This is a genomic window from Rhodoferax sp. RT5P35, from assembly GCF_056521385.1.
This window is the reverse complement of the sequence record NZ_JBWMAX010000013.1, coordinates 52395-70325: the sequence shown is the minus strand read 5'-3', so window position 1 is coordinate 70325 and position 17931 is coordinate 52395. Positions and strand designations below refer to the sequence as shown.

Sequence of the window (17931 nt, the reverse complement as noted above, 5' to 3'; positions counted from 1 at the left end):
AGATTTACGGCGTGTTGCTGGGTGCGCGGATTACGGCGGCCAGGCGGCGCTGCGCCTCGGCGGGCTCCATGCGCGGGTCGGTCAGGTAGCGCCACAGGGTTTGGGCCACGGCGTCCTTGATGGATTCGTCGGCGGCCATGCGGTGGGCCAGGCTGGGCACGCGGGCGGTGCGCGGGTCGGCAAAGCTGGCCCAGGAGTCGCGGGCGCAACTGTCCAGGCTGGCCACGTCGATATCGCGCTGCACCGGCACCGAGCCTTTGATACGGTTGTAGGCCAACTGGGTGGACGCGTTGAACACCAGCTCGGCCACCTTCTCCTGCGTGGCCTCGCGGTGGTGGCCGTTGGCCAGCATGGCCAGGGTGTCGATGCTGTAGAGGTGCGCATTCTCGGTGCCGGGCAGCACCACGCATCCAAAGTCTTTGCTGGGGCTGGCCCCCCAGGCGATCAGCTCGCCCTTGGCCCAATCGCCCATCACCAGCATGGCGGCTTTGCCCGCCAGCAGCTCGCGGGCGGCATCGGTCCAGGGCTTTTCGCGCGGCGGTTCTCCGTTGGTATTGCGCAGCCAGCGCAGCCGGGCCAGGGCACGCTCCACCCGCGGGTCCAGCCAGGCGTTGCTCTTGCGCTGCACGATCAGCTCGCGGTACAGCGCCGGGCCGGCATCGCTGAGCAGCACGGCCTCGAACACGGTGGCAATCTGCCAGGGCTCGTCGCTCCAGGCCAGCGGCTGGATTCCCTGCGCTGCCAGCTTGTGTACCGCCACTTCAAATTCGGCCCAGGTGGTGGGCGGCGGCAGGCCGATGCGCGCGAACAGGCGGCGGTTGTACAGCAAGGTGTTGATGCGGTGGATACCCAGCGGCGCGGCAATCACCATGCCGTTGTAACTGACCAGGTCCATCACGGTGGGAAACAAAGTTTGCGCCCAGCGCTGGCGGTTGGCCACGGCGTTCAGCGGCAGCACCAAGCCCACATCGGCCCATTCGGTTAGGGTGGTGCCTATTAGCTGCGCCACGTCGGGCGAGTCGCCCATCAGCACCCGGCTCTTCAACACCTTGACCGCCGCCATGCCGCCACCGCCGGGAATGGCCGCATCGCGCCACTGCACGCCGTTGGCCGCCAGGATGGTGCTGAGCTGGTTGGCGGCGCGCCGTTCGCTGGCCGAGGTGAGCCAGTGCAGCACGTCCACCGGCTGGGCGGGTGCTTGCGCCCAGGCGGGCACTGCCAGCGCGGCCCAACCCAGTAACAAGACGGCGAGAGCTTTCATTTCCTATCGAAATGTAATGTTATCTATCACGGACCCACGGCTTGTACTAGCACCAGCCCTGGTGCGGCAGGGACAACGTAATGAAACGTAATGCCAAGGTGCCAGCGGTAGAGTTAAGTTCAACAAAATCAAGCACTTAGAAGATGAATGCAGCCAATTGGTGGTGGTTTGATATTACAGGTGGCACAGCATAACCTCCGGCCTATTGAAGGCCTGCACATCCCGTGCAGGATTCAAGCCACCCCTCGGAGAACACCGTCCATGCGCATCCCATTCCACCTTACGGCTACCGCCCTTGCCCTGGTTTGCAGCGGCTTTGCCCACGCGGGCAACCTGACCATTGAAAGTTGGCGGGTGGACGACAAAGCCCTGTGGGAAGAGGTTTTGTTGCCCGCCTTCAACAAGACCAACCCCGGCATCACCGTCAAGTTCTCGCCCACCTCACCGCCCGAATACGACTCGGCCCTGAACACGCGCCTGACCGCAGGCACCGCAGGCGACCTGATCACCTGCCGCCCCTTTGATGTGTCGCTGGATCTGGCCAAAAAGGGTTACCTGGAAAAGCTCAACGGCATCCCGGGCCTGAAAAACTTTCCCGAATCAGCCCAGGTGGCCTGGCAGTCGGACGACGGCAAAAGCACCCACTGCATGCCCATGGCCTCGGTGATCCATGGCTTTTTCTACAACAAGAAAATCTTCGCCGACCTGGGCCTGTCCGTGCCCGTGACCGAGGCAGACTTCTTCGCCGCTCTCGAAAAGATCAAAGCCGCGGGTAAAGCCACCCCGCTGGCACTGGGCACCGCCGACCAATGGGAAACCAACCAGATCGTCTTCACCGGCATTGGCCCCAACCACTGGAAGGGCGAAGAAGGCCGCAAGGGCCTGATCAGCGGCAAGCAGAAGTTCACCGATCCGGCCTTCGTCAGCACCTGGGAAACCATGGCCAAGTGGGCACCTTACCTGTCCAAAGGCTACCAGGCGCAAACCTATGGCGATTCGCAAAACCTGTTTGGCTCGGGCCGCGCCGCCATCTACCCCACTGGCTCGTGGGATATCTCGTACTTTGAAGCCAACAGCAAGGTCGATTTCGGTGCCTTCAAGCCACCGGTGCAAAAAGCCGGTGACCCTTGCTACATCTCCGACCACACCGACATTGGCATGGGCATCAACAGCAAGAGTAAAAACAAGGCCGACGCGCAAACCTTCCTGACCTGGCTGTCCAGCAAGGAATTTGCCGACCTGTACACCAACAAGGCGACCGGCTTCTTCTCGCTGTCCAGCCATGCCATCGAGGTGAAGAACCCGGTCGCCAAGGAAATGATCGGCTGGCGGAACCAGTGCAAGAGCACGATTCGCCTGAACGCGCAGATCATGAACCGCGGCACGCCCAGCATGGAGAACGAACTCTGGAACGTCAGTTCGCAGGTCATGAACCTGAAAATGGCCCCCAAGGATGCCGCACAGCAAATCCAGGCTGGGTTTGCCAAGTGGTACGCGGCAGCTAAATAAGACTGCCAGGCAAATCCTGCGGGGTTTGCCTGTTTTCTCACACACCCCATTAACTATTAACCACCCAGCATTCAGCCAGAACGCGCGCCCCCAGAAACACCGCAGAACTGGCTTTGCCAAGCTGCTGGTGTTGCCCCCTGCAAGGGGGTGGGCGGAAAGCGCTTGCGCTGTAGCCTGGGGATGAGCAAAAAGCTTATGAGACAAGGTTTTTCCTGGCGGGTGCTGGTGTTTATCACGCCCGCCTTGCTGATTTACGCGGTGTTCAGCGCCCTGCCGCTGCTGGACACCCTGCGGCTCGGCCTCTACAGCACCGATGACACGGGCGTGCGCACGTTTTCCGGCCTGGCCAACTACGCCACCATCCTGCACGACCCGCAATGGTCGGCCAGCTTCTGGAACGCGATGCTGAACAACCTGAAGTTCTTTGGCATCCACATGTTGGCGCAAAACCCTATGGGCCTTCTGCTGGCGGCCCTGCTGTCGCTGCGCAATGTGCGCTTTGCGGCGGTCTACCGGACCGTGTTCTTTCTGCCCACGCTGTTGTCGGTGGTGATTGTGGGCTTTGTCTGGCAGCTGATTCTGTCGCCCTTGTGGGGCGTGTCCGAACGCATCATGGGCTGGGTCGGGCTGGAGAGCTGGTTCGCTCCCTGGCTAGGGCTGGAATCGTCGGCGCTGATCACCTTGTCGCTGATGTCGGTATGGCAGTACGTGGGCATCCCGATGATGCTGATCTATGCCGCCATGATTGCCATCCCCGAGGACGTGATCGAAGCCGCCGTGGTCGAAGGCGCCTCACCCTGGCGCATCTTCTGGCAGATCCGCCTGCCGCTGATCTTGCCCACCCTGGGCCTGGTCACCATCCTGACCTTCGTGGCCAATTTCAACGCCTTTGACCTGGTCTACACCGTCAAGGGCGGGCTGGCCGGGCCCAACTACAGCACCGACATTTTGGGCACGCTGTTCTACCGCACCTTCTTCGGCTACCAGTCGCAGGTGGCCAGCCCGACCATGGGCGCAGCAGTGGCCACGCTGATGTTTCTGGTGATTTTGCTGGGTGTCGCCGCCTACTTTTTGCTGGTGCAGCGCCGCCTGCAACGCTTTGCCCTGTGAGCACATGATGGCCAAATCTCTCTCTAAAGTCGCGCCCAGCCGCCTGTTTGTGCACGCCGTCCTGCTAGGCTATCTGGTGCTGGCCATGGCACCCATCCTGCTGGTGTTCATGAATTCGTTCAAGGAGCGCGGTGCCATCTTTGACGACCCGCTGGCCTGGCCCACGCCCGAGACTTTCTCGATGGTCGGCTACCACAAGGTGCTGGGCCGCTCCGATGTGTGGCTGTACTTTGGCAACAGCTTCACCGTGACCGTAGCCTCGCTGTTCTTCATTCTGCTGTTTGGCGCCATGGCAGCCTGGGCGCTGTCGGAATACAAGTTCCGGGGCAACCGCTGGCTGAAGTTGTTCTTTGCCTTCGGCATCATGGTGCCGATCCGCCTGGGCACGGTGTCCATTCTGCAAACCATGGTCAGCCTGGGGCTGGTCAACACCCTCACTGCCTTGGTGCTGGTCTACGTGGCCCAGGGCCTGCCGCTGGCCATCATGATCCTGTCGGAATTCATGGGCCAGGTGCCCAGCGAGTTGAAGGACGCGGCGCGCTGCGACGGAATTGACGAGTTCCGCATCTTCTTTCAGGTGGTGGTACCGCTGATCCGCCCCGCCATTGCCACGGTGGCTGTGTTCACCATGGTGCCGATCTGGAACGACCTGTGGTTTCCGCTGATACTGGCGCCGTCGGAAAAAACCCAGACCATCACCCTCGGCATCCAGCAGTTTGTGGGCCAGTACGCCACTGACTGGAACGCCGTACTCGCCGCCCTGGCGCTGGCCATCATCCCCGTGGTCGTGCTCTACGCCCTGTTTTCACGCCAACTGATACGCGGCATCACCGCAGGCGCAGTCAAATAAACAACGACTTATGCGGTGCCCGAACGACGGGCCTTTGGGCCGGTCATTCGGGCACCACATAAGTCAGCACTAAAACACCACCATGGCAAAAGTATCCATCCAAAACATCTCCAAATCCTTCGGCAGCACACCGGTGCTGCAGGACGTGAGCCTGGAAATCGAGCACGGCGAGCTGGTTGTGCTGGTCGGCCCCAGCGGCTGCGGCAAGTCCACCCTGCTGCGGGTGCTGTGCGGGCTGGAAGATATCGACAGCGGCACGCTGCGCATCGGCGACGACGTGGTCAACGGCATGCCCCCGGCCGAACGCGGCATTGCCATGGTGTTCCAAAGCTATGCGCTGTACCCGCACATGAGCGTGTACCGCAACATGGCCTTCGGCCTGAAGATCCACGGTGCCGACAAGGCCGAAATAGAACGCCGGGTGGTGGAGGCCGCCAAGGTGCTGCACATCGACCACCTGCTGCAGCGCCTGCCGCGCGAACTCTCCGGCGGCCAGCGCCAGCGGGTGGCGATTGGCCGGGCCATCGTGCGCGAGCCGCGGCTGTTTTTGTTCGATGAACCCCTGTCCAACCTGGACGCAGCCCTGCGCGCCAAAACCCGCATCGAGCTGGCCCGCCTGCACCGCGACCTAGCCGCCACCATGGTGTACGTGACGCACGACCAGATCGAGGCCATGACCCTGGGCGACAAGATCGTGGTGCTGCACGAGGGCCGGGTGCAGCAGGCGGGCACGCCGCTCACCTTGTACCAGCAGCCCGCCAACCGCTTTGTGGCCACCTTCATCGGCTCGCCCACCATCAACCTGCTGCCCGCACGGGTGGCTGAAGTGGCCGCGCAAGGCGTGCGTGTGCAGCTGGGCAACGGCTGCAAATTCCTGGCCACCGTGGACCCGACCGGCCTGCAAATCGGCGAATCGGTGGAAATTGGCCTGCGCCCCGAGCACTGCGAAGTGCTCACCGGTGAACGCGCACCGGGCCTGGACGATGCCGCGCTGGATGCCGAAATCACCCTGGTCGAACACCTGGGCGAATCCAACCTGCTGTACCTGAAGACCGACGACGGCCAAGAGCTCATCGTGCGCGGCGACGGCAATGCCGCCGTGCGCCTGGGCGACTCGGTGATCATCCGCGCCGTGCCCGAGGCCATGTACCTGTTCCGTGCCGATGGCAGCGCCTGCCCGCGCCTGCGCCCCGGCAATATGCGATCGGCCCACGCGCTATGAGCTTGCCCAACCCCATCCACTACCGCATCGGCATTGACGGCGGCGGCACCAGCACCCGCGCCCGCCTCACCCTGGCCGATGGCCGCGTCCTGGGAGAAGGCCAGGCAGGAGCCTCGGGCCTGATGCAAGGCATTCCCCAGGCCTGGCGGAACATCCTGCAGGCCATCGACCACGCTGTACAGGCCAGCGCGCTGGACGGACAACCGCCGCCCAACCTGCACAACTGCGCCCTGGGCATCGGCATCGCAGGCTACAACCACGCCGCCTGGCGGGCTACGTTTTTGGTTGCCAATCCGGGCTACACCACCCTGGCGGTAGACACTGATGCATTCACCGCTTTACTTGGAGCCCACCGGGGCCAACCCGGTGCACTGGTGGTTGCAGGCACCGGCACGGTGGCACTGGCCCTGCATGCCGATGGCAGCCGCAGGACCGCAGGCGGCTGGGGCTTTCCGTCAGGCGACGAAGGCGGTGGCGCGGTACTCGGCCTGCGGGCCGTCAATTTGGCGCAGCAGGCCGCGGATGGCAGACGCGCGCCCAGCCCGCTGACCCTGGCGGTGCAGCAAACGGTGGGGCATGCGGAAAGTGCCCTGCTGGCCTGGTGCTGCGAAGCCAACCAAAGCGATTTCGCCAGCCTCGCGCCTTGGGTGTTTGACTGCGAAGCGCATGACCCCGCCGCCGCCCAACTGCTGCGCGATGCCGTCGATGACATCGAGCGCCTGGCCCTGGCCGTAGACCCCGACCACGCCCTGCCCCTGGTGCTGCGCGGCAGCATCGCCCAACGCCTGTCCAGCCGCCTGGCGCCCGTCCTCCAGGCCAGCTTGGTCACGCCCCAGGGCGATGCACTCGACGGTGCCTTGCAACTCGATTTTTCCCCCAGGAGCCCCGTTTGAAAACCCATATGTATCTAGAGGCCGTCTCGTCGCCCCAGCACGTCCAGCAGCAACTGGCCGCCGACCAAGACCGCTACGCCGCCTTGGGTACCACCCTGCGCGCCCGCCCGCCGCGTGGCACCGTCACCATCGCCCGTGGCAGCTCAGACCACGCCGCCGCCTACATGGCCTATCTCATCATGGCGCGCAGCGGCCAACTGGTGACATCGCTGCCCATGTCACTGCTCACCCTGTACCAGGCCCCACTGCCGCTGGCAGAGATACTGGCCATCTCGGTATCGCAGTCGGGCCGCAGCCCGGACCTGGTGGAGCCCATGCAGCGCTTCCAGCAGGCCGGAGCCACCACCGTCGCCCTGGTCAACGATGTCGCCTCGCCCCTGGCCGCTGCGGTGGGCTGGCCCCTGCCCCTGCATGCGGGCCCCGAGCACAGCGTGGCCGCCACCAAAAGCTTCATCTGCAGCCTGGTCGCCGGAGCCCGTCTGGCCGCCGCCTGGGCCGACAACACCGATTTCACCGCCCGCCTGGCCGACCTGCCCGCCGCACTGGACCAGGCCTGCCAGCAAGACTGGTCGGCCGCCATCGCGCCACTGCTGCAGGCCGAACGGTTGATGGTCATTGGCCGTGGCCCCGGCCTGGCGGTTGCGAATGAGGCAGCCCTGAAGTTCAAGGAAACCTGCGCCATCCAGGCAGAGGCTTTCAGCGGTGCCGAAGTGCAGCATGGCCCCATGGCCCTGGTGGATGACGCCTACCCCATGCTGATCTTCGCGCCCCGCGGCCCGGCCCAGACCGGCCTGGTCGCCCTGGCCGCCGCCATGCGCCAGCGCGGTGCCCATGTGCTCCTGGCCGCCCCCGCCAACATCCCCACCCGCGACCTGACCCTGGCCACCGCCCCCCACGAAGACCTGGACCCCATCACGGCCATCCAAAGCTTCTACCTGCTGGTAGAGGCCGTAGCCCGGGCCCGCGGCCAAGAGCCGGACCGGCCACGGCATTTGTCCAAGGTGACCAGCACGCGCTGAAACACGGCTTGGCTTTATAAAAAATTGATATGAATTTGATAGCTACTTCCGCAGGTAATATTTGCGTTAGCGGCTATTTTTATTACTGAAAGTTAGTCACTTTTTTGTAGTGACTCGGTTGCTTGGGCTGCTGGGAGCCGTCGATCTGCAGATAGACTTTGCTGCGTTCAGCACTGTGACGGCAGTCTCTTGCCGAGCCGCATCCATCATGAAATATCTTCGCCAACTTCTTGTTCTTTTCGCAGCTGTCGCGTGCCACTACGTTGACGCGCAGACGGTGAGCGCGTCGCCGCGCAGCTTCAATGATTCCCCGATTCCCGCTGCGTCGTACGGATCCATTTCGGCATCCAATGCGGCCGTGTTCAAAGCTTGCGCGGTCGCTTCGACATCCAATGGAGCGTGTCCGCTAGATGCGGTCTTCGGGCTCTTCAAACTCGCCCCGAACAACGACGTGCTGGACTTCAAGGTTTCAAACACAGTCCCTCGGGTGGCCAACCAAAGCTACGGGTGGATCCTGAAACTCAACCAGATGACGGGCAAGGTCCGGGTTCTCGAACGCATGACATTACCGGAAGCCCCGAAGACGTGGGGCACCGGTGGCCAGCCGTACGGCACCTCAGCGGATCGCAAGACAATTTCGCTGGATGTGACCTTGACTATTTACAACGGCACCATCTCAAAGTCGTGGGACGTGGCCAATGGCGATCCTCCTGGCCACTACCTGATCAGCGCGTTCATCGAAAATTCCGCGCCGGTGCAGTTCGAGTTCGATGTCATTGATCCGCGATGACCAACCGCCACAAACCGACATAAGCCCTCCCCGCAAATCGCCCCCGACTCAACAGCAAATTGCGGCGCACCGGACTGCAAAAACCAGCGCCAGCCGCGACCGGACCCTAGCCACCGCACCGCACGAAGACCTGCTCCCGATCACCGCCATCCAGAGCTTTTACCTGCTGGTCGAAGCCGTGGCCCGGGCGCGCAGCCAAGATACGGACCGGCCCCGCCATTTGTCCAAGGTAACTAGTACGCGCTGAGAGTTGGGTCTGGTTTTAGAAGAATTTGGTATAAATTTGATAGCTGCTACCGCAGGTAATACTTACGTTAGCAGATATTTTTATCAATAAAAATTAGTCACTTTTTTGTAGCAACTCGGTTGCGCAGACTGCTGGAAGCCGGCGGAGTTCAGGCAACTTGAACATGCGCCTCCAGCGGCGGCTACGGCAACGCGAATTGCACTGTGCCAACGCATCGGACAAAGGCAGAATACGGCAAGTAGCTGTCATCCAATGCAAAAGTTCAAATTATGCGCATCGTTGCGACACCCACCGAGTGGAATGAAGCAGACGGTCTTATCCCTATCGACGTTCAAGACATCGACATCGTCGCTACAGCGGGTGAGTTGGATGCGCTGGCGGGATTTTTTGCAAATGCCGCGTGCAGACTTAGAGAAACTGGTCGGTCGAGCGCTTCGATGGACTTCAGCGATTCCAAACCGAATGCGCAAACCGGAATCTGGGTGAGCGTCAAGGACGTATCGGAGTAGAAAACTACGGCAGAATTCGGCCAGGAGCGGCCGCAGAGCATCGAGTTTCCACAAGGGTTTCGTCAAGATGAACTTCTTTCTCACTGTCTTCGTGGTCCTCGTTCTTCCTGTCGTGCTTTTCCTTGTGTGGGACCACCGGCGACTCTCCAGGAAGGCGTCGCAAGACGCAAAGCATATGCGGCCATTTCCGGCCGTGCCCTTCCAGGCTGACCCGACCGGGGCCGTAGGAGCCGACAGTGGCGATGCTGGCTGTGGTGACGGCGGTAGCTGCTCTTGAAGCTGTCAGTGGTTAGGCTACATTCGGCCACAAGCGAACGCGGATTTCGGACTGCATTTTTATCTGCGCTCACGTCGCGGGTGAATCACGAGTGTCTGTAGCAGCGCAGTTGTGTAGTGTGCAGTTGGATGCCGAGCCTGAAGCCTCACGCCACAAAGGGCGCAAAGGCACCGAGGTAGGGCTTGATGGCTGTAACGACAGCGCCGCGCGCATCAGTTCGCGCAAGGCGAACCACAAGCTCGACGAGTTCTCCCGTCCTCAGTCCTAGCGCGTTTCCGATCTGGGTCGGCAGAGACTTGCGGTTGTAGAGACGTAGCAGCCCTCGGTAGTCTGCTGCATCGATCAAAGACTGAAATTCTCCGGAAAACTGAGCGTATAGGTCAGAAATGTCGATGCCTTGGGTTAGTTGTTGCAAAGCTGTGGAAAGGGCGGGCACTCCACGTGCTGACGCATCGAAGTAATTAAGCCGGAACTTCACTTCCGAGATGACCCGCAACGAGACCTGGGTGTCGAGTTCGGTTTTCAGTTGTTTGAAAACCTGGGTGACGGCCTGATTGAAGTCTTTGTTGGTGTCGCGAGCTAGGCGAGTGCTGACAACTTCTAGCACTTCCTGTGTGCAAAAGAGGTTTTCAACCTCTGCAACGTCAAGTGTGTAAATGTTGTCGATTTGTAGCGCTGCGATTTCTGGTGCCGTACGCCGGTCACGGTCAATAAGGCCATAGACCTGCAGATGGTGAAGCTGAGTGTTCGAACGCAAAGCGCGGACAGCTTGAATGACCTGGTCGCAGCTGCCGCGAGGGATGACCAAGAATCCGTTGAGTATCTCGCGGTAGAGCGAAACGTCGTGACTACCGCTCACACCCTCAACAAAAACAACAGGCTTTCGACTGCCGAGCACCTCAATCAAAAGATCATCTGGAAGATCATCCTTGTCCTCGATAAGCTCCCAGTCCCAAGACGTTCCATCGAAAGACTTGAGCCAGATGCGCTGCGCGCCTTCCTGGGCAACGGCGAAGTCGACATCGTGGGTGAGGTACACAAACAGGCAATCGGGGCGCAGTCTCTCGACCTCAGCCCACAGAGGGGCCTGCACCGACTTGTGTAGGTGCAGCTCGGGCTCGTCGATGACAATAATGCCGTCTTTAGGCGCGGCGAGACACTGTCCGATGAGATAGAAGATGACGCGCTCGCCATCGCTCATCTCAGACGAGTTGTAGATTTTGCTTGCGTCGCCGCGCACCTGGGTCTGGATTCGTAACCCACCGATCACGAGTTCGCGGTGAGGAAGAATCCGCTCCCATGCTTGCTTCACCTTGTCCATCCTAGTCGGCGGCGGCTCGAGCTTGATGGCTGACTGCCGCTGGGCGGCCTTAAATTTGGCGTTCTCCTCCGTCTCGTCCGAGAATAGAAAAACCATCAGCTTCTGGAAGTCGTTTAGGAAAAACGTGGCGGGCTTGTTTTGCCATCGATTGTTCTTGTTTTGTCCCGCGTTGGGGTGACCAAACACTAAATCTTGTTCCGCCAGATCGATAGAGATCGGTGTCGTCGTGTCAGGCATTGACAGCGATTTCTGCGCGGAGATTCTGAACACGCGGGCTTGTTCTGGCGAGCTCATGTCTAGCCAGGTACCGAGGCGAGTCTTGCCTGAGCCATTGGCACCAACAAAAAGCAAATTCCTACCGGTTGCAATCCTCTCGTCGGCTGCTCCGTGGCGCGGGAGGGTGATGGATCGCGTTATCGGTATGATTGATATTGAATTTGCTGCGTTAAGGTTGATCGTATGAGTAAGGGTAGCGGGAATTGAGACCTGAAGCGATTCGTAATTCTTGGCACTATGTCTTTACCAAGCGTACCCCATGCCAGAGAAAGATGGCGCTAAGCGTTCTGATGACTGCTTTAAAGCACCATGCTCTCCAAGGCGAAGGGCTGCAACGGGCCCACTGCGGTCTTCCACCTTTGCCCCAAGCCGACATAAGCCCTCCCCGCAAATCCCTCAGCTCGATAGCAAATTGCGGCGTACCGAACTGCAAAACCGGCGCCAGCCGCGACCTGACCCCGGCCACCGCCCCGCACGAAGACATGGACTCGATCACCGCCATCCAAAGCTTCTACCTGCTGGTCGAAGACGTGGCCCGCGCCCGCGGTCAGGACCCGGACAAACCGCGCCATTTGTTGAAGGTGACCAGCACGCGCTAAGCATGGGGGTGTGCAAAGTTTCTGCATTTTCACTATCAAATAAATAGCTTCTTGCGTAGATAGTAAATACGCTAGAGGCTATTTTTTCATCTAACTTTTATTGCTATTTTGATAGCACACACCAGGCTGCGCGCAAGCCAGGTGCATCAAGGGATAACCCCCGGGCCCCCAGGCCGTTCTGCCGCCCATAATTCCTTCGGAAGTTGTACGACAACAGATAACAAATTTTATGCACCCCAACCCTCCCCGAGCTGCGCCCCGCCCATGAAGTACGCGATCGACTTCAGCACCCTGCTGCCCTACTGGCCGGTGTTTGTGAATGGGGCCTGGCTGACGTTGAAGATGACGGCGGTGGCCGTGGTGGTGGGTGTGGCGGTGGGCACGCTGGTGGCGTTTGCCAAGCGCAGCCGGGTTCAGCCCTTGTCTGGCATCTGCTCAGCCTACATTGAGGTGGTGCGCAACACGCCGTTTCTGGTGCAAATCTTTCTGCTGTACTTTGGCCTGGCCAGTGTGGGCATCCGGATGCCGACCTTTGTGGCGGCGGTGCTGGCCATGGTGATCAACATCGCCGCCTACGCCGCCGAGATCATCCGCGCCGGGCTGGAATCGGTGCCCAAGGGGCAGATTGAGGCGGCCGAATGCCTGGGCCTGTCGAAGTGGCGCATCGGCTGGCATGTGATGCTGCAGCCGTCGATCGAGAAGGTCTACCCGGCCCTGACCAGCCAGTTTTTGCTGATGATGCAAGCATCGGCCATGGCCTCGCAGATTTCAGCCGAGGAGCTGACGGCGATTGCCAACACGGTGCAGTCCGACACCTTCCGCTCGCTGGAAACCTATATCGTGGTGGCCGCGCTGTACCTGGCGCTGTCGCTGGTGATCAAGCTGGTGACTGGGGTGCTGGGCGAGCTGGTGTTTCGCCGCCGCCGGGTGATCCGCCAGGCCGCGCTGCGCAATAGCCCCAAAAACAAGGCGGTGGCCGCATGATGGGCAGCTTCACTGGCACCCACCTACTGTACCTGTTCACCTCCATCGGCTGGACGCTGGTGCTGTCGGCTGTGGCCTTTGTGCTGGGCAGCGTGGGCGGCTTTGGCGTGATGTTGGCGCGCATTTCGCCGCGCCGCTGGCTGCGCTGGCTGGCGCTGGGCTACATCGAGTGCATCCAGGGCATTCCGCTGCTGATTTTGCTGTTCATCGTGTACTTCGGGCTGTCGGTGTACGGCTATTCGCTGCCGTCTCTGGTGGCAGCCGGTATCGCCATGATGGTCTACGTAAGCGCCTACCTGGGCGACATCTGGCGCGGCTGCATCGATGCCATGCCCAAGCCGCAGTGGGAGGCGGCCGAGTGCCTGGCGTTTTCGCGCTGGCAAACGCTGCGCCTGGTGATCATTCCGCAGGCGGTGCGCCTGTCGCTGCCGCCCACCGTGGGGTTTTTGGTGCAGATCATCAAGATGACTTCGCTGGCCTCGGTGATCGGCTTTGTGGAGCTGACGCGTGCGGGCCAGATCATCAACAACTCGATTTTTCAACCGTTTCTGATCTTCACGATCGTGGGCGCGTTTTATTTTGCCCTGTGCTATCCGCTGTCGCGCTGGAGCGAAGCCATGGAGAAAAAACTGAATGTCGCAAATCGTTAAGCTGGACAACATCTACAAGAGCTTTGGCTCGAACCAGGTGCTGAAGGGAGTTTCCTTTGAAGTCGCCAAGGGCGAAATGGTTGCCATCATCGGGGCCAGCGGCTCGGGCAAAAGCACGGCGCTGCGCTGCATCGACCGGCTGGAGGTCATCGACCAGGGCAGCATCGAAGTCTGCGGCATCCGCGTGGACAGCCCCACGGTGGACCTGAAGCAGCTGCGGCTGGAAGTGGGCATCGTGTTCCAGAGCTACAACCTGTTTCCGCACCTCACGGTAGAAGAAAACATTTTGCTGGCCCTGCGCCACGTCAAAAAACTGCCGCGCGCCGAAGCCCATACGGTGGCGCTGCGCGTGCTGGCGCAGGTGGGTCTGCAAGAAAAAGCCGGGGCCTACCCCGAGCAGCTATCCGGCGGCCAGCAGCAGCGCGTGGCGATTGCCCGGTCGCTGGCGATGTCACCCAAGGTGATGCTGTTTGACGAAGTGACCTCGGCCCTGGACCCCCAGCTCACCGGCGAGGTGCTGCGCGTGATGGAAGACCTGACCGCCGGCGGCATGACCATGCTGCTGGTGACGCACGAAATGGCCTTCGCCAAGCGCGTGGCCGACCGCATCATCTACATGCACCATGGCAAGGTCTGGGAGGTGGGCGCAGGCGAGATGCTGGACGCGCCCAAGACCCCCGAACTCAAAGCTTTTCTCGACAACGGCCTGTAAGCCTTTTTTCTATAACCACCCGGAGACAGACATGCAAACCACTTACTTCACCCGCACCGCCATCGCCGCCGTACTGCTGGCCTGCGGCACGCACGCCGCCCTGGCCGACCAATTGGACGACATCAAAAAAGCGGGCAAGGTCCGCGTGGCCATCGCCATCGGCACGCCGCTGTTCAGCTTTGCCGATGCCAACCTGCAGCCCACCGGCTCGGATGTGGACACCGCCACCGAGCTGGCCAAAGACCTGGGCGTGAAACTAGAAATCGTACCCATCACCACGGCAGCCCGCATCCCCACGCTGCAAGCCCAGCGCGCGGATTTGGTGATCTCCAGCCTGTCGATCACCGAAGAGCGCGCCAAGGTGGTGGACTTCTCCATCCCCTACTCGGCCATCACCATCATGGTCGGCGCACCCAAGGATGTGAAGATCGCCAGCTACGCCGACTTGGCCGGCAAACGCATCGGCCTGACCCGTGCCACCACCAATGACAACCTGACCACCAAAGAGGCCAAGGGCGCAGAAATCATGCGTTTTGAGGACGACGCCACGCTGATCACCTCGGTAGTTACCGGCCAGGTGGACATTTTCTCCAGCACCCCGTCGAACATGGGCGAGATCAACAAGCGCAGCCCCGGCAAAAACTTCGAAATGAAGTTCGCCCAGCTCGACTCCGGCCTGGGCATCACCATGAACAAGGGCGAACCCCAGCTGAAGGAATGGATAAACGCCTGGGTCAACACCAACATCAAGAGCGGCAAGCTCAACACCATCTACAAGAAATACCATGGCCGGGATTTGCCGACGGCGGTGGTAAAGCCCGTTTGATGGCGGGTTGAGACACTCCTAAATCAATAGCTACTAGCGCAGGTATAACCTGGGCTAGTAGCTATTTTTTATATGAAAAGATGGCTGTCCGCACAGACCAACATCCCGTACGCGGCACAATCCCAGCATGCCCCGCCACCCCCCGTCGCCGCCCAGCCACGCCATCGCCGCCTGGGTCGATGCGCTGCGCAACCAGGCCGACGCGGCGACGCTGAAAGGGCTGCCGACGCTGGCCGATGCCGATGCGGCGCGGGTGATGGCCTTGCTGCGGCAAGACGGTTCACCCGAAGCGGCACCCTCATTTCCCGAAACCGACCCCAACACCGTTCCCGGCCACTTCCGCCCACGCATCACCTTGCTCACCCTGGGCCGGGGCGACGGGCTGCTGGGGCTTAAACCGCAGGGCAAGCTGGGCCCGCGCGACGACAGCGTGACATTGGCGCAGATCGACTGGACCTACTGCACGAACAAAGGCCAGCGCTGGTCCACCCCCGCGCCCACCTCCATTCTGAACAACCGCCCCGCAGCGGTGCAGGAGCTGTTCGACACCGGCGGCCCTGTCGTGCAGATGCAGCGCGATCTGGCGGCCGAAGCCGATGCCATGGACCGGGTGTGGGAGCTGGGTCTGGTGCCGGTGGCCGCGCACAGCTTCCAGTGGCGCAGCCGGGACGATCGCCCAGACCTGGGCCCGGTGTGGACGCTGGCGCAAGAGGCTTTTTTTGGCGACTTCTGGGCCGAGCAGGTGCCGCGCCTGCAGGCCCAAGGCTGGGCGGTGGCCGTGCAACCTGGTTTTGCGCATGAGAGTGTGCCGGTACAGCGCTGGAAGTTGCATGTCCACCCCGACACCGGCGAAATCGCGTCCAAGGAACTGGCCGAGCCGCTGGTGCCACCCGGGCGTGGCGTACAAAAACTGCGTTTGCCGGAGCGCGAAGGTGCGTGGCTGCTGAGCTTAGGGATCGAGATCGACGGCGAGACGCTGGACCTGGCCCCCATGCTGGCCGAACTGTTGAAACGAGACAGCCGGTGGCTGCACGCCGACCAGATTGCCACCATTGACGACCATGCGGTGATCAGCCTGCGCGCGCCCGGCGGCCGACGCATCGACGCGCCAGCGGCACCGCTAAAAGCCATCATCGGCGCGATGGTCGATCTGCTCACCGACCCACTGCGCCACCAAAACAACGGCCTGCTGCGCCTGGGCGCGTGGGAGGCGCGGCGGCTCGAAGCCCTGCGCGCCGGTCTGCTGGACGCGCACCGCGTAGGGCCGCAGAACACGTGGCAACTGGAAGGCGACCTGGGCCTGGCCAGCCTAGCCAAGCGCCTAAAGGCCTTGGGCACGCCGCAGCCCGTGGCCGCGCCCGAAGGCCTGCAGGTGCAGTTGCGGCCCTACCAATTGGAGGGCCTGGCCTGGCTGCAGTATCTGCGCGCCCACAGCCTGGGCGGCATCCTGGCCGACGACATGGGCCTGGGCAAGACCGCGCAGGCCCTGGCCCATGTGCTGGTAGAAAAGCAGGCCGGGCGGCTGGATCGGCCCGCGCTGGTGGTGCTGCCTACCTCGCTGATCTTCAACTGGCAGGCCGAAGCCCGCCGCATGGCCCCCGGCCTGCGTCTGCTGACGTTGCAAGGGCCGGACCGCGCCACCTTGTTTGCGCAAATGCCCCAGCACGACCTGGTGCTGACCACCTACCCGCTGCTGTGGCGCGACCTGGATGCCTTGGCGGCGCAGCACTTCCACCTGGTGATTCTGGACGAGGCGCAGATGGTCAAAAACGCCGGTAGCCGCAGCGCCCGCGCTCTGCGCCGCCTGCAAACCCGCCACAGCCTGTGCCTGACCGGCACGCCGATGGAGAACCACCTGGGCGAGCTGTGGGCACAGTTTGACTGGCTGATGCCGGGCTTTCTGGGCGATGCGCGCCAATTCGCCACCCGCTGGCGCAAGCCCATCGAAGAGAACGGCGAAACCCTACGCGCGGCCCTGCTGGCCCAGCGGGTGCGCCCCTTCATCCTGCGCCGCCGCAAGCAAGACGTGGCCAGCGAACTTCCTGCCCGCACCGAGGTCATCCAGCGTGTGCAGCTGCAAGGCCAGCAGCGCGAGCTGTACGAGGGCGTGCGCGCAGCCGCCGACCTGCAGGTGCGCCGCGTGCTGGAGCGCCAAAGCTTTCACGGTGCCCAAGTCACCATCCTCGATGCCCTGCTCAAGCTGCGCCAGGTCTGCTGCGACCCGCATCTGCTCAAAGGGAAAAAGCCCGCCAAAACCATGGAGCGCGCCAAGCTGGCGCTGCTGGCCGACATGCTGCCCGAGATGGTGGCCGAGGGACGGCGGGTGCTGGTGTTTTCGCAGTTCACCGAGCTACTGGCGCTGGTGGCGGAGCAGTTGGCCCTGCTGGAACTGTCGTTTCTGAGCCTCACCGGCAAGACCCCGCCCAAAGAGCGCGGCAGCGTGGTGCAGCGCTTCCAAGATAGGCAAGTGCCCGTGCTGCTGCTGAGCCTGAAAGCCGGTGGCGTGGGCCTGAACCTCACCGCCGCCGACACGGTCATCCACATGGACCCGTGGTGGAACCCCGCAGTGGAAGAACAGGCCACCGCCCGCGCCCACCGCATCGGCCAGGACCAGCCGGTGTTCGTTTACAAACTGGTGGTCGAAGGCAGCATCGAAGAGCGCATGCTGGAGCTGCAGGCCCGCAAACTGGCCCTGGCGAACAGCGTGCTGGGCCACGATGCGCAGGGTGGGCTGAAGTTTGGCGCGGCGGATCTGGATGCGCTGCTGGCACCGTTGGGAAGTTTGGGAAGTTTGGCCGCAGTCCCATCCCCCGAAGAAGCCGCCCGCCGCTGGGGCCGTACGGGGCATCGGGTCTGAAAAGGCACCCCAATCAATT

The 17931-nt window shown here is 62.0% G+C and carries 17 protein-coding genes; 15 read left to right on the top strand and 2 right to left on the bottom strand.

Annotated elements, in window-relative coordinates; all coding sequences use genetic code 11:
- Window positions 1-4 precede the first annotated feature (4 nt).
- Window positions 5-1261 (bottom strand): ABC transporter substrate-binding protein, encoded by a 1257-nt coding sequence (locus AC097L_RS18875; RefSeq protein WP_479588260.1) that lies wholly within the window; start codon window positions 1259-1261, stop codon window positions 5-7.
- A gap of 261 nt (window positions 1262-1522) precedes the next feature.
- On the opposite strand from AC097L_RS18875, the gene AC097L_RS18870 reads away from it, so the two are divergent.
- The 9 genes from AC097L_RS18870 (at window position 1523) to AC097L_RS18830 (ending at window position 9410) form a co-directional block, all read left to right on the top strand.
- Window positions 1523-2770 (top strand): ABC transporter substrate-binding protein, encoded by a 1248-nt coding sequence (locus tag AC097L_RS18870; protein ID WP_479588259.1) that lies wholly within the window; start codon window positions 1523-1525, stop codon window positions 2768-2770.
- 195 nt (window positions 2771-2965) lie between these two features.
- Window positions 2966-3880: a carbohydrate ABC transporter permease gene (locus AC097L_RS18865; RefSeq protein ID WP_479588258.1), complete on the top strand. Its 915-nt coding sequence runs from the start codon at window positions 2966-2968 to the stop codon at window positions 3878-3880.
- Window positions 3881-3887: 7 nt separating this feature from the next.
- The gene (locus AC097L_RS18860) at window positions 3888-4730 is read left to right on the top strand and encodes a carbohydrate ABC transporter permease (protein ID WP_479588257.1); all 843 of its coding nucleotides are present in this window, start codon (window positions 3888-3890) and stop codon (window positions 4728-4730) included.
- Between the two features lie 82 nt (window positions 4731-4812).
- The gene (locus AC097L_RS18855) at window positions 4813-5952 is read left to right on the top strand and encodes an ABC transporter ATP-binding protein (protein WP_479588256.1); all 1140 of its coding nucleotides are present in this window, start codon (window positions 4813-4815) and stop codon (window positions 5950-5952) included.
- Window positions 5949-6845: a glucosamine kinase nucleotide-binding domain-containing protein gene (locus AC097L_RS18850; RefSeq protein WP_479588255.1), complete on the top strand. Its 897-nt coding sequence runs from the start codon at window positions 5949-5951 to the stop codon at window positions 6843-6845. Before AC097L_RS18855 ends, AC097L_RS18850 begins: the two co-directional genes overlap by 4 nt.
- 8 nt (window positions 6846-6853) lie before the next feature.
- A complete protein-coding gene (locus AC097L_RS18845) occupies window positions 6854-7864 on the top strand; it encodes an SIS domain-containing protein (protein WP_479588327.1) in 1011 nt (336 codons plus the stop codon).
- 208 nt (window positions 7865-8072) lie between these two features.
- Window positions 8073-8654, top strand: coding sequence for a hypothetical protein (locus AC097L_RS18840; RefSeq protein ID WP_479588254.1), 582 nt, complete (start codon window positions 8073-8075; stop codon window positions 8652-8654).
- Window positions 8635-8901 (top strand): hypothetical protein, encoded by a 267-nt coding sequence (locus AC097L_RS18835; RefSeq protein ID WP_479588253.1) that lies wholly within the window; start codon window positions 8635-8637, stop codon window positions 8899-8901. Before AC097L_RS18840 ends, AC097L_RS18835 begins: the two co-directional genes overlap by 20 nt.
- A 269-nt stretch (window positions 8902-9170) precedes the next feature.
- On the top strand, window positions 9171-9410 hold the full coding sequence (locus AC097L_RS18830; protein ID WP_479588252.1) for a hypothetical protein: 240 nt from the start codon (window positions 9171-9173) through the stop codon (window positions 9408-9410).
- 422 nt (window positions 9411-9832) lie between these two features.
- Here AC097L_RS18830 and AC097L_RS18825 read toward each other — a convergent pair whose 3' ends face one another.
- Entirely contained in the window at window positions 9833-11302 is a 1470-nt protein-coding gene (locus tag AC097L_RS18825; protein WP_479588251.1) for a DUF4435 domain-containing protein, read from the bottom strand.
- A 272-nt stretch (window positions 11303-11574) separates the two neighbouring features.
- On the opposite strand from AC097L_RS18825, the gene AC097L_RS18820 reads away from it, so the two are divergent.
- The 6 genes from AC097L_RS18820 (at window position 11575) to AC097L_RS18795 (ending at window position 17912) form a co-directional block, all read left to right on the top strand.
- On the top strand, window positions 11575-11883 hold the full coding sequence (locus AC097L_RS18820) for a hypothetical protein (RefSeq protein WP_479588250.1): 309 nt from the start codon (window positions 11575-11577) through the stop codon (window positions 11881-11883).
- A 264-nt stretch (window positions 11884-12147) separates the two neighbouring features.
- Entirely contained in the window at window positions 12148-12867 is a 720-nt protein-coding gene (locus AC097L_RS18815; RefSeq protein WP_479588249.1) for an amino acid ABC transporter permease, read from the top strand.
- The gene (locus AC097L_RS18810) at window positions 12864-13517 is read left to right on the top strand and encodes an amino acid ABC transporter permease (RefSeq protein ID WP_479588248.1); all 654 of its coding nucleotides are present in this window, start codon (window positions 12864-12866) and stop codon (window positions 13515-13517) included. Before AC097L_RS18815 ends, AC097L_RS18810 begins: the two co-directional genes overlap by 4 nt.
- The gene (locus AC097L_RS18805; RefSeq protein WP_479588247.1) at window positions 13501-14229 is read left to right on the top strand and encodes an amino acid ABC transporter ATP-binding protein; all 729 of its coding nucleotides are present in this window, start codon (window positions 13501-13503) and stop codon (window positions 14227-14229) included. The genes AC097L_RS18810 and AC097L_RS18805 overlap by 17 nt, the downstream gene beginning before the upstream one ends.
- A gap of 31 nt (window positions 14230-14260) precedes the next feature.
- A complete protein-coding gene (locus AC097L_RS18800) occupies window positions 14261-15055 on the top strand; it encodes a transporter substrate-binding domain-containing protein (protein ID WP_479588246.1) in 795 nt (264 codons plus the stop codon).
- A gap of 127 nt (window positions 15056-15182) precedes the next feature.
- Window positions 15183-17912 (top strand): DEAD/DEAH box helicase, encoded by a 2730-nt coding sequence (locus AC097L_RS18795; RefSeq protein WP_479588245.1) that lies wholly within the window; start codon window positions 15183-15185, stop codon window positions 17910-17912.
- Window positions 17913-17931: the final 19 nt, after the last annotated feature.

Bases quoted from the DNA above. Each gene is read 5' to 3' on its own strand.
- AC097L_RS18815 (WP_479588249.1), top strand. From the start codon at position 12,148: ATGAAGTACGCGATCGACTTCAGCACCCTGCTGCCCTACTGGCCGGTG.
- AC097L_RS18845 (WP_479588327.1), top strand. From the start codon at position 6,854: ATGTATCTAGAGGCCGTCTCGTCGCCCCAGCACGTCCAGCAGCAACTG.
- AC097L_RS18865 (WP_479588258.1), top strand. From the start codon at position 2,966: ATGAGACAAGGTTTTTCCTGGCGGGTGCTGGTGTTTATCACGCCCGCC.
- AC097L_RS18830 (WP_479588252.1), top strand. From the start codon at position 9,171: ATGCGCATCGTTGCGACACCCACCGAGTGGAATGAAGCAGACGGTCTT.
- AC097L_RS18820 (WP_479588250.1), top strand. From the start codon at position 11,575: ATGACTGCTTTAAAGCACCATGCTCTCCAAGGCGAAGGGCTGCAACGG.
- AC097L_RS18850 (WP_479588255.1), top strand. From the start codon at position 5,949: ATGAGCTTGCCCAACCCCATCCACTACCGCATCGGCATTGACGGCGGC.
- AC097L_RS18795 (WP_479588245.1), top strand. From the start codon at position 15,183: ATGCCCCGCCACCCCCCGTCGCCGCCCAGCCACGCCATCGCCGCCTGG.
- AC097L_RS18875 (WP_479588260.1), bottom strand. From the start codon at position 1,261: ATGAAAGCTCTCGCCGTCTTGTTACTGGGTTGGGCCGCGCTGGCAGTG.
- AC097L_RS18825 (WP_479588251.1), bottom strand. From the start codon at position 11,302: ATGAGCTCGCCAGAACAAGCCCGCGTGTTCAGAATCTCCGCGCAGAAA.
- AC097L_RS18870 (WP_479588259.1), top strand. From the start codon at position 1,523: ATGCGCATCCCATTCCACCTTACGGCTACCGCCCTTGCCCTGGTTTGC.
- AC097L_RS18800 (WP_479588246.1), top strand. From the start codon at position 14,261: ATGCAAACCACTTACTTCACCCGCACCGCCATCGCCGCCGTACTGCTG.
- AC097L_RS18855 (WP_479588256.1), top strand. From the start codon at position 4,813: ATGGCAAAAGTATCCATCCAAAACATCTCCAAATCCTTCGGCAGCACA.
- AC097L_RS18810 (WP_479588248.1), top strand. From the start codon at position 12,864: ATGATGGGCAGCTTCACTGGCACCCACCTACTGTACCTGTTCACCTCC.
- AC097L_RS18840 (WP_479588254.1), top strand. From the start codon at position 8,073: ATGAAATATCTTCGCCAACTTCTTGTTCTTTTCGCAGCTGTCGCGTGC.
- AC097L_RS18860 (WP_479588257.1), top strand. From the start codon at position 3,888: ATGGCCAAATCTCTCTCTAAAGTCGCGCCCAGCCGCCTGTTTGTGCAC.
- AC097L_RS18805 (WP_479588247.1), top strand. From the start codon at position 13,501: ATGTCGCAAATCGTTAAGCTGGACAACATCTACAAGAGCTTTGGCTCG.
- AC097L_RS18835 (WP_479588253.1), top strand. From the start codon at position 8,635: ATGTCATTGATCCGCGATGACCAACCGCCACAAACCGACATAAGCCCT.